Here is a 15,563-nt window from a genome sequence, read left to right as displayed (position 1 = left end):
CGCCGTGCAGATCGTCGTGGTCGTCCTCGTGATCGCCGTGGTCGTGGGCCTGCTGCTGCGGCGTCGGCGGCGCTGACCCGGGCGTCGTCGTGCGACTGTCGGAGGTCCTGGCCGGGCTCACCGACGATCTCGAGCTGCGGGCGCTGGTCGCCGACCTCGGCATCCTGCCGCCGCGCTTCCTGGACCTCGACGGCCTCCGTCGTCGCCGCGCCCGGAACCTGACCCCGCGGGAGGCCCTCACCCTGAGCAGGCGCGGGCATCCCGCCCTGCTGCTCACCTTCGGCCTGTGCAGCGGGCTCACGGTGGAGCAGCTGGCCGCGCTTCTCGCCGCCCCCGAGGTCGCCGGGGCCGCGGCCGTCGGCGAAGCGGACCTCCGCCTCTACGGGCGTGCGGCCACCCGGGTCGTCGTCGTCTCGCTTGCCTCCTGGGACGGGTGAGCGGTTCCCCGTCCGCTTCCCGGAGCCCCCTCCCCCGTCGGATCCCCGACGACCCCCACCGGCTCGGGCGGTACGCAGAGGGCCGCCACCCCCCATCCCCCCGTGATCAAGGAATTTCCCTGCACGCCCCACGCCCCAGGGTCTGTCGGCCGGGTCGGGCGGGCGCCACGACCACGCGAGAACCCGCATCCGGTCTTGACCGAACCCCCCGATCGTCCGCACACTTATGGAGCGCGCAAGTTACTTCCATACTGTGAAACTACGAAGGAGTAGTCCATGACCACCGTCGCCGTCCTCGGCCTGGGTGAAGCGGGCACCCTGTACGCCCGCGCGTTCCTCGACGCCGGCCACGACGTCGTCGGCGTCGACCCGGCCGACGTCCCGACCCCCGACGGGGTCCGCCGGTCCCCGTCGCCGGCCGCCGCGGTGGCCGGGGCCGACGTCGTCCTCTGCCTCACCGGCGCCCGGCACGCGCAGACCGTGCTGGAGCAGGCCCGGTCAGGGCTGCGACCCGGCACCGTCGTCGCGGAGATGAACTCCGCCTCGCCCGAGCTCAAGGAGCGCCTGGCCGACGTGCTCGCGAGCAGCGGTGCGCTGTTCGGCGACGTCGCGGTCATCGGTTCCGTCCCCGACCACGGGGCCCGCACCGCCCTCGTCGTCTCCGGACCGGGGGCCCCGGTCACCGCCGAGCTGTTCCGTGGTCTCGGGGCGTCCGTCGAGGTCCTCGACGCTCCCGCGGGCGCCGCCGCCCGTCGCAAGCTCCTGCGCAGCGTGTTCCTCAAGGGACTGGGGGCCCTGATCGTGGAGACCCTCGCGGCCGGGGACGCGGCCGGGGACCTGGACTGGGTCCACGGGCAGGTGTCCGCGCAGCTCGCGGGGGGCGGGGCCTGGACCGACCGGCTGGCCGCCGGCACCGTCAAGCACGGCCTCCGGCGCAGCGCGGAGTCGCAGGCCGCGGCGGAGATGCTGCGCGCCCTCGGCGTCACCCCGACCATGACGCTGGCCGCCGCCGACGTGCACCGGACCGCCGCGAGCGACCCGGGTCTGCTCGAGGACGAGCTCCTCGCGGCCTACGCCCGCGTCCCGGTCGCCAACGTCGGTGACGCCCGCGAGCGCACCGGTGTCCTGGCCGGTCGGATCCGGGCCGTCTGGCCCGGGGCCACCGTGGTCGGGCGGGCCCTGCCCGTCTACTGCAGCCAGGGCGAGAACAGCGGGATCCACGCCGCCCTCGACCGGGCCCGCCCCGGTGACGTGCTCGTGATCGACGGTCACGGCGACCCGGACCGGGCGCTCATGGGCGAACTCATCGCCGAACGGGCCAAGGCCCTCGGGGTGCGCGGCATGGTGATCGACGGGGCCGTGCGCGACGTCGACGTCCTGCGGGAGATCGGATTCCCGGTCTGGGCGATCGGTTCCTCGCCCGCCGGGCCGTACAAGCACGGCCCCAGCCGGGTCGGGCGTCCCGTGTCCGTCGGCGGGGTCGTCGTCACCGCCGGGGACCTCGTGGTCGCCGACGCCGACGGCGTGGCCATCGTCCCCGCCGCGGAGGCCCGGGCCACGCTGGAGGCCGCCCTCGCGATCCAGGCCGACGAGACCCGCCGTCGGCAGCTCATCCTCGACGGGGCGGTGGCCCGGTGATCGCCATCTGGGCCCTGCTGGCCTACATCACCTCGATCATCGTGTGGAACGCGGTGCTCAAGCGGAACATCGGCGAGGCCATGATCGTCGGGCTGCTCGTCAGCGTGGCCTTCGCCGGGGCGCACGCCCCCGCCGTCCTGGTCGAGTCGGTGAGCGAGGCCATGCAGGAGCAGGTCACCTACGCGGCGATCGCCTTCGTCGTGGCCAGCCACCTGATGGGGCGGACCCCGCTGCTGACCCGCCTCATCGACATCCTCAACTCGATGCTCGGACGGGTCCGCGGCGGCCCCGTCTACACGTCCATCCTCGGCGGCGGCGCGTTCGCCTCCATCGCCCACATCGGGGCCGCGGTCACCGCCGCGGTCGGCTCCATCACCGTGCCGTGGATGAAGCGCTCGGGCGTCAGCCCGGCCATGTCGGCCACCGTCGTCGCGGGCTGCGCCGGGATGGGGATCACCTTCCCGTTCAGCGGCACCATGTTCATCCTGGTCGGGTCGGCCGGTGTGTCGCAGCTGATGTCGGCCGAGGAGATCGTCATCCCGCTGCTGGTGGCCGGACTCTGGTGCCTGCTCTACCGGTTGGTCGCGGCCTTCATCATCGTGCGTCGGCACGGCATCCAGGCGATGGACCCGGCCGACCTCCGACCCGCCCGGCAGACCTTCCGCGCGGGCTGGACGTCGCTCCTGCTCCTCGTCGCCATCGCGGTGCCGGTGCTTCTCACGCTCGGGCCGACCGGTCGCGCGCTGGCCGGGTGGGCCGGGGTCGACGTCGCCGACAGCGTCAGCCTGGTCGTCTGGATCCCCGTCCTGCTCGTCGGCCTCGTCGCCTACCTCGGCCGCGACGTCCTGCCGAAGCGGCCGGCGCAGTGGTGGTCGCTGCTCGGCAGCAGCGCGCCCCGCATCGGTGTCGTCGGGGTGACCATCGTCGGCGCGTTCTCCGCCTCGGAGGCCCTGGCCGCGCTGGGCCTGCCCGCCCAGCTGAGCTCGCTGCTCGGTCGGATCGACGCCCCGCTGTGGTTGCTCGCCCTCGCCGTCGGCGTCCTCGTCGTCGCCGTGGCCATCCCGCTGACCGGGTCTGCGACCATGGCCGCCATCGGCCCGGTCGCCGTCGCCACCCTCGTCGGGGCCGGCGTGCCCGCGCCGGTCGCGGCCTCCGCCGTCCTGGTCTTCGCCTCCACCGAGGGCGCCTCGCCGCCCTCGGCCGCGCCGATCTACGTGGCCAGCGGGATCGCCGGGGTCGACCCGGCCAAGACCTTCAAGCCGTTGATCGGCTACTTCTGCCTGCCGATCCTCGCGATCGGCGTGCTCATCACCCTCGGCGTCCTGCCGGTCTGACCTCCGCCCCTCTTCTCGAAGGCGAGAAACCCATGAGATCCGTCGTGCAGTTCATCTTCACCCTGTCGGTCGCCCTCCTCCTCCTCGGCGGCGGACTGATCGTCGGCAGCCAGGTCGTGGCCCTCGTGCTCGGGCGCGGCGAGTGGCTCGCCACCGTCTCCGACACGATCGGCCCACCCACCTTCGTCGCGGCGAGCATCGCCGGGATCCTCGCGTTCGCCCTCAGCTACCGGGGCGGATCGGGGCACGACGAGGACGCGCAGGAGGCCACCGACGCGACGACCACCGGCGGGGAGCCCGGCCCGCGCACGGTCGAGCACGGTGCGGGCCCGGACGCCCTCACCCCGGGCGGTTCGCGGCGGCCGGGGGCCTCACCGACCGCGTGAGTGCGACTCCGCGATCGCGTAGGCCGCCCGGTTAAGCTCGGCGGCCCGGCCGCGGAGTTCCTCCACGTCGACCGCCTCCTCCGGCGCCGCCACCGACAGCGCGCCCAGGAGTTCTCCGGCGGGGGTTCGTACCGGCACGCTGAGGGCGACCACACCGACCGCCCGCTCCCCACTGCTGATGTGGTAGCCGTTGCGCCGCAACGCGTCGAGATCGTCCACGAGGGCTTCGCGGGAGAACGGGACGCCGCTGGGGTCCGGGTGGCGGCCCAGGTGGTCGGCCAGACCCACCAGACCGTCCTCGTCGAGGTCCACCGCGATCGCCTTGCCCGCCCCGAGGTGCAGCGGGAGTCGCCGGCCGATGGGGAGTTCGTAGCGCAGCGGGGCCCGGCCGTCGACCCGCGCGACCAGGACCCGGTCGAAACCCACCCGCTCGTAGAGCGAGGACGTGAGCCCCGTGCTGGCGGAGAGTTCCTGCATGACCGGGCGGGCGGCCGCCACCAGGGGGTCGCTGATCAGGAAGGAGTGGGCCATCGCCAGGACCGAGGGCCCGGGGCGGAACCGTCGCCCCTCGGCCGCGACGTACCCGCGCGCCTGGAGGGCGGCGAGGATGCGGGAGGCGGTGGGGAGCGTCAACCCGGCCCGTTCGGCGACGTCGCTGAGCCGCAACGGACCTCCGGCGCGTTGCAGCACGTCGAGCACGTCGAGGCTGCGGTCCAGGGACCGCATGGGGGAACTCGCGTCGGGCATGCCCTGATCCTCCCCTACCCCCGGTCCACGGGATCAGCGGCCGTAGAAGACACGTTCCACCACCCCGCGGCACCGTCGAGTCGTCCGCAGGTAGGTCTCCTCGAAGTCCGCCGCCCGCCCCGGCTCGGAACCCATCAGGCGCGAGACCCCCTCCAGGTCGCGGTACTGCGTCGGCAGCGAACCGGCGGAGCGCCCCTTCCACAACGTGACGGCGTTGCGGGCGCGGGATACGAACTCCCAGGAGGACACCAGGACCTCACCGTCCTCGGCGGCCAGCAGCCCGGCCTCCACGGCCGCGAGCAGCACCTGGCGCGTCGAGGGCGAACGCAGCGCGGGGTGCGCCGCGGCGTGCTGCAGCTGCAGCAGCTGGGCGGTCCACTCCACGTCCGACGTGCTGCCCGGGCCGAGCTTCAGGTGCCGTTTCGGGTCCGCGCCGCGCGGCAGCCGTTCGGCCTCGACGCGCGCCTTGATGCGCCGGATCTCGCGCAGGTCGCTCTCGGACAACCCGTCCGCGGGCCAGCGCAGCGGGTCGACCAGGCGCAGGAACCGGGCGGCGAGAGAACCGCCGTCCCGACGGTCGGGGTGGTCCAGGAGGTCCCCCGCGACCGGGCGGGCGCGCAGCAGCGCCTGCGCCTCCCAGGGTTGCGACCACCGCTCGTAGTAGGCCTGGTAGCTGGCCAGGGAGCGCACGAGCGGGCCGTTGCGGCCCTCGGGACGCAGGTCGGCGTCGACCTCGAGCGCGGGTTCCGGACCGGAGGCCGCCAGCTGCCGACGCAGCTCTCCGACGACCGCCAGCGCCGCCTTCTGCGCCTCGGTCTCGTCCACCCCCGGCAGGGGGTCGTGCACGAACAGGACGTCGGCGTCGGAGCCGTACCCGGTCTCCCGACCGCCGAGCCGTCCCATCCCCACGACCAGCAGGCGGGTCGGCAGGGGGGCGCCGGTCTCCCGTTCGACGACGCCCGTGCTCACCCGCAGGGCGACCTCCAGCACGGCCTGGTCGGCGTCGGCCAGCGCGTGCCCGACCCCCGGCAGGTCGCGGACCCCCACCAGGTCGGCCACGACCGTGCGGAACAGTTCCCGGCGGCGCACGGCCCGGGCCGCGACCACGGCGGACTCCGCATCGGTGCGCCGGTCGGCGGCCATCGCCGCCGACTCCAGGATCTCGTCGACGGAGTAGGGAGCCAACCGGTCGTCGTCGGCCAGGACCGCGACCGCCTCCGGGCTCTTCAGCAGCAGTTCCACCGGCATCCGGGCGGCCGAGAGGACCATCGCCAGGCGTTCAGCGGCGACGCCTCCGTCGCGCAGCATCGTCAGGTACCACTGCGTCCCGGCCAGGGCCTCCGAGACCTGCCGGTAGGCCAGCAACCCGGCGTCGGGGTCGGCCCCGTCGGCCAGCCATCCGAGCACGACGGGCAGCAGGGTGCGCTGGATGCTGGCCCGTCGCGAGACGCCCGAGGTGAGGGCCTCGAGGTGGCGCAGGGCACCCTTGGGATCGCGGTAGCCGAGCGCGGCCAACCGCTCCCCCGCCGCAGCCAGGCTCAACCGGTCGTCGAGGCGGGCCTGGTCCTGCGGCAACCGGGCGACCGCCGACAGCAGCGGCCGGTAGAACAGTTTCTCGTGCAGGCGGCGCACGTCGCGCCGGGTCGAGCGCCACACCTCGTCGAGCGCCTGCACCGGGTTCTCGCGCAGCATCATCGCCCGGCCCAGCCGCCGCAGGTCGCTCTCCTTCGTCGGCAGCACGTGCGTGCGCCGCATCCGGTAGACCTGGTTGCGGTGCTCCAGGGCGCGCAGGGTCCGGTAGTGGTGCTCGAACTCCCCGGCGTCCTTGCGCCCCACGTAACCGTAGGCGGCGAGGATGTCCAGGGCGTCCAAGGTGTTCGCGCTCTCGCGCAATCGGGGATCGCTGCGGCCGTGGACCATCTGCAGGAGCTGGATGCTGAACTCGACGTCGCGCAACCCACCCCGACCGAGCTTCAGCTGCCGGTCGGCCTCCTTGGACGGGATGAGGGATTCCACCCGTCGCCGCATGGCCTGCACGTCGGCGACGAAGTTCTCCCGTTCCCCCGCGCTCCACACCAGCGGAGCCAGCGCGTCGACGTACGCCCAGCCGAGTTCCAGGTCCCCCGCGACGGGCCGGGCCTTCAGCAGCGCCTGGAACTCCCAGGTGCTCGCCCAGCGCCGGTAGTACTCCAGGTGCGAGGCCAGGGTGCGGACCAGCGGCCCCGCCTTCCCCTCGGGCCGCAGCGCCGGGTCGACCTCCCAGAGGCTGCCCTCCGCGGTCGGGGCGGAGCACACCCGCTGCAACCCCACCGCGAGTCTCGTCCCGGTGGCCAGGGCGGCGTCGACCGCGGCGTCCCCGGCCGGTTCGACGACGTAGACGACGTCGACGTCGGAGATGTAGTTCAGTTCCCGCCCACCGGTCTTGCCCATGGCCACGACCACCATGCGGGCGTCGCGGCCGTGGTCGGGCTGCTCGGCGCGGGCGACGGCCAGCGCCCCCTCCAGGGCCGCGGCCGCCAGGTCGGCGAGCTCGCGGGCGGTGACGTCGAGCACGGCCGCCGGGTCCGGGGCGGCCAGATCCCGCCCGGCCAGCCCCAGCAGCCGCCGGCGGTAGGCGATCTTGAGGGCGTCCGCGGCGTCGGCCCCGGAGGTCACCGCCGCAGCGGCGCTCGCGACGGCGGCCGGGACGGCGACCGGGGCGGCGACCGGGACAGGGTCCGACGGGTCGGCCCCGACGGCCCGCAGCAGCTCCGCGCGCAGCTCCCCGGCGTCGGGGGCGGTGGCGGAAGCCAGCACCGTCCAGTGCCCCGGGTGGCGGGCGAGGTGGTCGCCCAGTGCGACGGACCCGCCCAGCACCGCCAGCAGCCGGGTCCGGGTGCCGACGCCGTCGTGGTGGTCCCCGCCGCGGACGAGGTTGACGGCCGCGGCCAGGTTCTCGACCTCGACGGGGGCCGACCCCCGGTCCAGCCCGGCGCCCAGCGCCTCCAGCCACCGGATCAGCCCGAGCAGGGCCCGGTCCGGGTCGGCCGTGCGACCCAACGCCTTGACCAGCCCGGTCCGGACCGTCGACGGGTCCGCCCCGAGCACGTCGGTCAGCGCGCGGTCCTGCAGCAGCCGTTCGGCCCGGGCCACGTCGGTGAAACCGATGCGGGCGAGCAGCCCGGGCAGCGACTCCCGCCGCCCCGCCGTCGGTTCCGGGCTCATCGACCCGCCTCCCCGCCGTCTCCCCGGGCGCGGGCCGACCCGGGCTCGCCCGACCCGCCCGTCCCCGTCGGCTCCCCGTGGCCGCGCACGCCCGCGCCCCGTCCGCTCAGAGGAGGGGGAGGTACCGCTGGAGCTCGAACGGGGTGACCTGGGCGCGGTAGTCCGCCCACTCCTGCCGCTTGTTGCGCAGGAAGAAGTCGAAGACGCCCTCCCCCAGGGTCTCCGCGACCAGCTCGGAGTCCTCCATGATCGCGATGGCGTGCTCCAGGCTCTGCGGCATCGGCTCGATGCCCATCGCGCGACGCTCGGCGTCGGTGAGCGCCCAGACGTCGTCCTCCGCGCCGTCGGGGAGCTCGTAGTTCTGCTCGATGCCGCGCAACCCGGCGCTGAGCAGCACCGCGAACGCGAGGTAGGGGTTGGCCGAGGAGTCCAGCGCGCGGTACTCGGCGCGCACCGACTGGGCCTTGTTCGGCTTGTACATCGGCACCCGGATGAGGGCCGAGCGGTTGTTGTGCCCCCAGCAGATGTAGTTCGGGGCCTCGCCCCCGGCCCACAACCGTTTGTAGGAGTTCACGAACTGGTTGGTCACCGCGGTGATCTCGGGGGCGTGGCGGAGGATCCCGGCGATGAACTGCCGCCCGACGGTGCTCAGCTGGTACTCCGCCCCGGCCTCGTAGAAGGCGTTGGCGTCGCCGTCGAAGAGCGAGAGGTGCGTGTGCATGCCCGAGCCGGGCTGCCCCGGCAGGGGTTTGGGCATGAAGCTCGCGAACAGGCCCATCTCGCCGGCGACCTCCTTGAGGACCGTGCGGAACGTCATGATGTTGTCCGCGGTGGTCAGGGCGTCGGCGTAGCGGAGGTCGATCTCGTTCTGCCCCGGACCGCCCTCGTGGTGGCTGAACTCCACCGAGATGCCCATGCTCTCCAGCACCGAGATGGCGCTGCGCCGGAAGTCGTGGGTGGTCCCGCCCGGGAAGTTGTCGAAGTACCCGACGTAGTCGACGGGCACCGGCTCCGCCCCGCGCTGCAGGGGCCCCTCGAACAGGTAGAACTCGATCTCGGGGTGCGTGTAGAAGGTGAAGCCGTGCTGGGCCGCGCGGTCGAGCGCGCGCTTGAGGACGTGCCGCGGGTCCGACCGGGCCGGCTGACCGTCGGGGGTGAGGATGTCGCAGAACATCCGGGCGGTCCCCTGGTGCTCGCCGTCGCTGCGCCAGGGCAGGACCTGGAAGGTCGAGGGGTCCGGCTGCAGCAGCATGTCGGACTCGGTGACGCGGGAGAGCCCCTCGATGGCGGACCCGTCGAAACCGATCCCCTCGCTGAACGCCTGCTCGAGCTCGGCGGGGGCGATCGCGACGGACTTGAGCGTGCCGATGACGTCGGTGAACCAGAGCCGGATGAACCGGATGTCGCGCTCCTCGAGCGTCCGGAGCACGAACTCCTGCTGGCGGTCCATGAACACCCTTCCCGTCGCTGGTCGAGCCTGCTCCCGCACGCGGGACCGGCGGGCGTCGCTCCGGAGCCCGACGCGGGCGGCCCGCACCGGGCCGGATCGGGCCCTGCGGGCATCCTCGCGCATCGCGCCCCCGGGGCGCGTGCCGGGGCGGGGGCGGGTCGGCGACCGGGGACCGAGGGGGTGGGTCGGGTCCCGGGTCTGGTCGCCGGGTCTGGTCGCCGGGTCGGGTCGCCGGGCCGGGTCGCTCGGTCCGGTCGCGAGGTCCGGTCGCGAGGTCCGGTCGCTGGGTCGGGGTCGTGTCGGGGCCGCGCCCTAAGGTGGCGCCATGCCACAGCTGCGGGTCGCCCTGTCCCAGATCGACACCACCGTCGGCGACCTCGACGGCAACGTCCGGGTCCTGCGCGAGCAGGTGGGCGCCGCGGCGCGGGCCGGGGCCCACCTGGTCGTCTTCCCCGAGACCGCCGTCACCGGCTACCCGGTGGAGGACCTGGCGCTGCGCAGCAGTTTCGTGGACGCCTCCCGGGCCGCCCTGGGCCGGTTGGCCGCCGAGATCGCCGACGACGGCCACGGTGACCTGACCGTCGTCGTCGGCTACGTCGACCGCGTCGAGCGGTCCGAGCGGACCCACGACCGGGCCCGGGCCGCCGAGCGCGGCCCGCGCAACGGAGGCGGGCGGGACCTGCCGCAGAACTGCGCCGCCGTCCTGCACGGCGGCCGCGTGGTCGGCCGCTACGCCAAGCACCACCTGCCCAACTACGGGGTCTTCGACGAGTACCGGATCTTCGCCCCGGGCGACGAGCTGCTCATCGTGCGGGTGCACGGGGTCGACGTGGCCGTCGCCGTCTGCGAGGACCTCTGGCAGGACGGCGGGCCGGTGCGCAGCGTCGGCGACGCCGCCGCGGGCCTCCTGCTGGTGCTCAACGCCTCCCCCTACGAGCGCAACAAGGACGACGTGCGCCTCGAGCTCGTCGCCCGCCGGGCCCGGGAGGCGGGTTGCCCCGTCGCCTACGTGAACGCGGTCGGCGGGCAGGACGAGCTGATCTTCGACGGCGACTCGCTGGTGGTGGGTGCGGACGGCGGCGTGCTGGCCCGGGGGCCGCAGTTCGTCGAGCACCTCCTCGTCGTCGACCTCGACCTGGCGACCGCCGACACGGCTCCCAGCTGGGAGGAGGGGGTCCGCCGGGTCGTCGTCACCCCGGACGCGGTGGCGCCCTACGAGGCCCTCCCGGCGCCGCTGTCGCACCCCCTGCCCGACGTCGCCGACGTGCACGCCGCCCTCGTGCTCGGCCTGCGCGACTACGTGCGCAAGAACGGGTTCCGCTCCGTCGTGCTGGGGTTGTCGGGCGGGATCGACTCCGCGCTGGTCGCCTCGCTGGCCGTGGACGCCCTCGGCGCCGAGAACGTCCACGGGATCGCCCTGCCCTCCGCCTACTCCTCCGAGCACTCCCTCGGTGACGCCGCCGACCTCGCCGACCGGACCGGTCTGCACTACCGGGTGCAACCGATCGGGCCGATGGTCGAGGCGTTCCTGGCCAACGTGCCGCTGCACGGGGTGGCCGAGGAGAACCTGCAGGCGCGCGTGCGGGGGACGACCCTGATGGGGCTGGCCAACCAGGAGGGGCACCTCACCCTGGCGACGTCGAACAAGTCCGAGCTCGCGGTCGGGTACTCGACCCTCTACGGCGACTCCGTCGGGGGTTTCGCCCCTCTCAAGGACGTCCCGAAGACCCTGGTGTGGGAGCTGTCCCGCTGGCGCAACGCCGACGCCGAGGCGCGCGGCGAGGTCCCCCCGATCCCCGAGAACACCATCAGCAAACCCCCGTCGGCCGAGCTGCGCCCCGGCCAGACCGACCAGGACTCCCTGCCCGACTACGCCGTCCTCGACGCGATCATCGAGGACTACGTCGAGGGCGACCGGGGTCGCGCCCAGATGCTCGCGGCCGGCTTCGACGCCGAGACCGTCGACTCGGTGGTGACGCTGGTGGACCGGGCCGAATGGAAGCGCCGTCAGTTCGCGCCCGGCCCCAAGATCTCGTTCAAGGCGTTCGGCCGCGACCGTCGGCTGCCCATCTCCAGCCGGTGGCGCGAACCCGCCGCCGCGGCCGACCCGGGTTCGGCCCTGCTGGTGGAGGACCCGGAGGTGCAGCGGTGAGCGTCACCCCGCCCGCCCCTCGGCGTCGGACCCGGGTCCACCACCTGCAGGAGATGACCGACCGCGGCGAGAAGTGGTCGATGCTCACGAGCTACGACGTGCTCACCGCGCAGGTGTTCGACGAGGCCGGTGTCCCGGCGTTGCTGGTCGGCGACTCGGCGGGCGGCACCGTCTTCGGGCACGCCACGACGCTGCCGGTGACCGTCGACGACCTCGTCCCGCTGGCGCGGGCGGTCGTGGTCGGTGCCCCGCACGCCCTGGTCGTCGCCGACCTCCCGTTCGGTTCCTACGAGGCCTCCGACACCGACGCCGTGGCGGCCGGGGTGCGCTTCCTCAAGGAGGCCGGGGTGCACGCCGTCAAGCTGGAGGGCGGGGTGCGCAGCGCCTCCCGCATCCGTGCCCTGGTCGATGCCGGGATCCCGGTGATGGGCCACATCGGGTTCACCCCCCAGGCCGAGCACGCCCTCGGGGGGTACCGCGTGCAGGGTCGGGGGGACGCCGCCGACGCGCTGCGCGCCGACGCCGTGGCCGTGCAGGCCGCCGGTGCGTTCTCGGTGGTGCTCGAGATGGTCCCGGCCGACCTCGCCGCCGCGGTCACCGACGAACTGCGGATCCCCACCGTGGGGATCGGCGCCGGCGCCGGGACCGACGCCCAGGTGCTGGTCTGGCAGGACTTCGCGGGCCTCACCGGCGGGCGGACCCCCCGCTTCGTCAAGCGGTACGCCGATCTGCGGACCACGCTCGGCGACGCCGCCCGCGCCTACGCCGAGGACGTCCGGGCCGGAACCTTCCCGGGGCCCGAGCACTCCTTCTGACCCCTCGGCCCGCGCCGGCCCCCTCGCACGAACCACCCTCGACAGTCAGGACACTTGTATATTCAGGCTGATTGACTATAGTTCCGATCATGCCGCCTCCGGAGATGCGCGAACCGACCTTCCTCCTGCTGACCGCTCTCGCCGGCGGGCCGCAGCACGGTTACGCCTTGCTGACGGAGATCGAGAGGCTCTCCAACGGTCGGGTGCGCCTCAAACCGGGCTCTCTGTACGGAATCCTCGACCGACTCGCCGAAGAGGGATTGATCGCCCGGCACAGCGAGGAGGTCGTCGACGGCCGGCTACGACGGTCCTACGCGTTGACTCCGGCCGGAGTTCAGGGGCTGCGGGTCGAGACGGAACGTCTGCGCGCCAACGTCGCCGCCGCCACCCGCCGCCTCCGCACCCTTGCCCGCCCTCAGGAGGCGACCCCGTGACCAGCCTTCCCGCCTCTGGGGGGACGCACCCCGGCGACGACGCATGGGCGGCCCGGTGCCGTCTGCTGCTCAGGTGCTACCCGAGACGGTGGCGCCACGACCGGGAGGAGGAGATCCTGGCCGTGCTGTACGACGTGCGCGACGCCTCGACCGGCCCCGGAAGGCTTCCCCCGCGAACCCTGCAGCTGAACCTGGTGACCCAGGGCTTGGCGACGCGCTGGGAGTCGATGTTCGCGGTCTTGCCGACGGGGGTGCGTGACCGGATCGCCTATCTCAGCGTCCTCCTCGGTGCGGTGGTCAGCACCGTCGCGCTGGTCTTCGGCGAGATCGCCTGGCCCGGCCGTGCCATGCCTTCGTTCGGCGGACCGGACACGTCAGGTCCACCCCTGCTGCAGACCGCAGGGATCCTCCCCTACGGAGCCTGGATCCTTGCCCTCGTGGCGGTCGTGGCCGGGAGAGCTCGGTGGGGTCGCCTGTTGTCCGCCGCCGCTGCCGGCACCATGATCGTTCTCGCAGTCGCGCGCGTCGTTCCCCACCCCCCTGTCTTCGTCCTGGCCCCCCTCAGCGTTGCCGCCATCCTGTCGACCATCGGGCACCCCTCGCGCCGGCCGGGCCCCCGGGGGTGGCTTGTCTTCGGCTGGGTTCTGCTCGTGGGACTTCTGGGCGGCATGCAGGCGCTGAATTCGTCGTCCGCGTCGCTCGACCCGACCACCTACTTCTACCGTTCCGACGGTCTCACCCTCCTCGTCTCGCAGCTGCTGCTGCTTATCGCCGTGGCCTGCCTGGTGGCAGTAGGTGCTGCCTTCACCGGAAGCAGCTGGTTGCTCGCCCTGGTCGTGAGCGCCTACCCCTACGCCGCCCTTCTTGCCCTCAGCACGGCGGTCGGAGACCTCCCCCAAGCCCTCCTCGTCGTCTCCGGCCTGATCGGGATCCCGCTCCTGGTTCTGCTCGGTCTCACGCTCGGTCGGCGCTCGGCCTCGGGGTCGGTGTCCACCTGAGAACTGCTGGGACGACCGGGGGCTGTGGACGCTGTCGGGTTCATGTCGGAGGCGGGTGGGACCATCCCCACGGAGCCACTCCACCCGCAGCCAGAACCGTTGCCCCGCAACGGAAGAACTACCTTCCGGTGATTCCCGCCGGCCTTCCGACGGCTACGATCATGGGTATGGACACCGCCCCCATCGCCCCCCAGCCCACACTGGGTGACGCGCTGCGGGCCCTCGCCGACGAGCTCGACACCACCGAACCGTGGCAGCTGGACGACGCCGGCAAACTCGCCCGCCACGCCACCCTCCGCGCAACGATCGCCCGCCTCGAACACCACGACACCACCCTCATCGCCGACATCGAGGCCACCGGCGCCGCACGCCGCCTCGGCCACCGCGACACCCGCACCTGGCTCACCACCACCGGCACCAGCCCGGGCGAGGCCAAAGCCACCCTCGCCGTGGCCACCGCCCTCACCGCCGGAGAACTCACCGCCCTCGCGACCGCCTGGGCCGCCGGACAGGTCCACGCCGGCCACGCCCGCATGCTGCACCGCTGCCTCACCGGCCTGCGCGCCCACGGGGCCGACCCCGCCTCGCTGCAGCAGGCCGAGGAGATCCTCACCGCCCAGGCCCACCACCTCGACCCCCACGCCCTGGCCCGCGTCGCCACCCACCTGCGCCTCACCCTCACCCCCACCGACACCCACCGCGCCGACGACCCCGACACCCGCACCCTCACCCTCGCCCTCGCCCTCGCCCTCGCCCAGACCACCGGCGGCATCAGCGTCCTCACCGGCGAACTCGACACCGAAGGCGCGGCGATCCTCACCACCGCCCTCAACGCCTTCACCGTCCCCGACGACCCCGACGGCCCCGACAACCCCGACGAGCGCCTGAGTCCGGCCCAGCGCCGTGGACAGGCCCTCGTCCGCATGGCCCAGACCGCGATGGGCGCCACCACCACCCAGGGCTCCCCGACCACCCTCCTGGTCACCATCGCCTGGCAGGACCTGAAGAACGGCACCGGAAGCGGGGCCACGGAGTGGACCGAGGACCTGCCCATCACCACCGTCCGCCGGATGGCCTGCGACGCGGGCCTCGTGCCCGCCGTCCTCGCCGGCTCCGGTGAACCCCTCGACCTGGGCCGCACGATCCGCGCCGCATCACCAGGACAACGGCGGGCCCTGAGGGTCCGTGACGGGGGCTGCGTGTTCCCCGGCTGCGACCGGCCCCCCGCCCACACCGAAGCCCACCACATCCGGCACTGGGCCGAAGGCGGTCCCACCGACCTGGACAACCTCGTCCTGCTCTGCTCCCGCCACCACCACGACGTCCACGCCCGCGGCTGGACCGTGACCCTCGACGAGCACAGGATCGCCTACCTCACCCCACCCACCCGCATCGACCCCCGGCAACGACCCCGCTACCACCACCGCTTCCACGACAGGCGCCGACGACGACCCGAGGCGGCGTGACCCCGCCGTCCCCCCGTCCCGCGACCCCCAGAACCTTTCCAGGACGAGCAAGGAGACGAACCGTGGAAACCCCGTTGCTCGACGCGCTGAACGATGCCGCCATCAGGGCCTACGAAACCCACGACGCGGCACGACCCGTCGGCCTGCGGCACCTCGGTGCGGTCCTCTCCCTCCACGGGATCTCGCTGAACGGCGGTCTCGTCGGGGGCGGCGTCGAGAACCTGTTCTTCGACGACCGTCTCGACACGCTCGACGACGCGGTCGACGGCTTCCGGTGGCTGGGGCTCGACGACGCGGCCGACCTGGTCGTCCGGGCGCGCGAGGCCTACCTGCGCTTCCGTCCGACGGGGTACGAGGAGCTCTCCGATGCCGACGCGGAACTCTGGGATGAGTTGGACCGGGAGTTCTTCGCGACCGCCGGGCAGGAGCGTCTCGAGGCCGCGGTGGCCCGGCGGCAGACCGAGATCGTGCCTGCCGGGTGAACGCACCCGGAGGTCGATCT

General features: G+C 73.6%; 13 protein-coding genes. 10 read left to right on the top strand and 3 right to left on the bottom strand.

What is annotated here, in order from left to right:
• Positions 1-89: 89 nt before the first annotated feature.
• From ACFFKU_RS11040 to ACFFKU_RS11025, 4 genes are all read left to right on the top strand, one after another.
• A complete protein-coding gene (locus ACFFKU_RS11040) occupies positions 90-437 on the top strand; it encodes a hypothetical protein (RefSeq protein WP_380137872.1) in 348 nt (115 codons plus the stop codon).
• A 276-nt stretch (positions 438-713) separates the two neighbouring features.
• Positions 714-2,075 (top strand): RraA family protein, encoded by a 1,362-nt coding sequence (locus ACFFKU_RS11035; RefSeq protein WP_380137870.1) that lies wholly within the window; start codon positions 714-716, stop codon positions 2,073-2,075.
• Positions 2,072-3,409: a TRAP transporter large permease subunit gene (locus tag ACFFKU_RS11030; RefSeq protein WP_380137869.1), complete on the top strand. Its 1,338-nt coding sequence runs from the start codon at positions 2,072-2,074 to the stop codon at positions 3,407-3,409. The genes ACFFKU_RS11035 and ACFFKU_RS11030 overlap by 4 nt, the downstream gene beginning before the upstream one ends.
• Positions 3,410-3,441: 32 nt before the next feature.
• The gene (locus ACFFKU_RS11025; RefSeq protein WP_380137868.1) at positions 3,442-3,795 is read left to right on the top strand and encodes a hypothetical protein; all 354 of its coding nucleotides are present in this window, start codon (positions 3,442-3,444) and stop codon (positions 3,793-3,795) included.
• On the opposite strand, the gene ACFFKU_RS11020 is transcribed toward ACFFKU_RS11025, so the two are convergent.
• The 3 genes from ACFFKU_RS11020 to ACFFKU_RS11010 form a co-directional block, all read right to left on the bottom strand.
• On the bottom strand, positions 3,781-4,542 hold the full coding sequence (locus tag ACFFKU_RS11020) for an IclR family transcriptional regulator (RefSeq protein WP_380137867.1): 762 nt from the start codon (positions 4,540-4,542) through the stop codon (positions 3,781-3,783). The genes ACFFKU_RS11025 and ACFFKU_RS11020 overlap by 15 nt on opposite strands.
• A gap of 33 nt (positions 4,543-4,575) precedes the next feature.
• Positions 4,576-7,746, bottom strand: a complete 3,171-nt coding sequence (locus ACFFKU_RS11015; protein WP_380137866.1) for a bifunctional [glutamine synthetase] adenylyltransferase/[glutamine synthetase]-adenylyl-L-tyrosine phosphorylase — start codon at positions 7,744-7,746, stop codon at positions 4,576-4,578.
• A 106-nt stretch (positions 7,747-7,852) separates the two neighbouring features.
• On the bottom strand, positions 7,853-9,196 hold the full coding sequence (locus tag ACFFKU_RS11010) for a glutamine synthetase family protein (protein ID WP_380137865.1): 1,344 nt from the start codon (positions 9,194-9,196) through the stop codon (positions 7,853-7,855).
• 325 nt (positions 9,197-9,521) lie between these two features.
• Here ACFFKU_RS11010 and ACFFKU_RS11005 point away from each other — a divergent pair, with 325 nt between their 5' ends.
• The 6 genes from ACFFKU_RS11005 (at position 9,522) to ACFFKU_RS10980 (ending at position 15,543) form a co-directional block, all read left to right on the top strand.
• Entirely contained in the window at positions 9,522-11,348 is a 1,827-nt protein-coding gene (locus tag ACFFKU_RS11005; RefSeq protein WP_380137864.1) for an NAD+ synthase, read from the top strand.
• Positions 11,276-12,163, top strand: a complete 888-nt coding sequence (gene panB, locus ACFFKU_RS11000) for a 3-methyl-2-oxobutanoate hydroxymethyltransferase (protein WP_380137862.1) — start codon at positions 11,276-11,278, stop codon at positions 12,161-12,163. The genes ACFFKU_RS11005 and panB overlap by 73 nt, the downstream gene beginning before the upstream one ends.
• Positions 12,164-12,252: 89 nt before the next feature.
• Positions 12,253-12,597 (top strand): PadR family transcriptional regulator, encoded by a 345-nt coding sequence (locus ACFFKU_RS10995; protein WP_380137860.1) that lies wholly within the window; start codon positions 12,253-12,255, stop codon positions 12,595-12,597.
• A gap of 122 nt (positions 12,598-12,719) precedes the next feature.
• Entirely contained in the window at positions 12,720-13,595 is an 876-nt protein-coding gene (locus tag ACFFKU_RS10990; protein WP_380137858.1) for a hypothetical protein, read from the top strand.
• A gap of 167 nt (positions 13,596-13,762) precedes the next feature.
• The gene (locus ACFFKU_RS10985) at positions 13,763-15,061 is read left to right on the top strand and encodes an HNH endonuclease signature motif containing protein (RefSeq protein WP_380137857.1); all 1,299 of its coding nucleotides are present in this window, start codon (positions 13,763-13,765) and stop codon (positions 15,059-15,061) included.
• Positions 15,062-15,123: 62 nt separating this feature from the next.
• Positions 15,124-15,543 (top strand): DMP19 family protein, encoded by a 420-nt coding sequence (locus ACFFKU_RS10980; RefSeq protein ID WP_380137855.1) that lies wholly within the window; start codon positions 15,124-15,126, stop codon positions 15,541-15,543.
• Positions 15,544-15,563 lie beyond the last annotated feature (20 nt).

The organism is Kineococcus gynurae (genome assembly GCF_042433995.1).
GTDB classification, from domain to species: Bacteria; Actinomycetota; Actinomycetes; order Actinomycetales; family Kineococcaceae; genus Kineococcus; species Kineococcus gynurae.
This window is presented reverse-complemented; position numbering and strand designations above follow the sequence as displayed.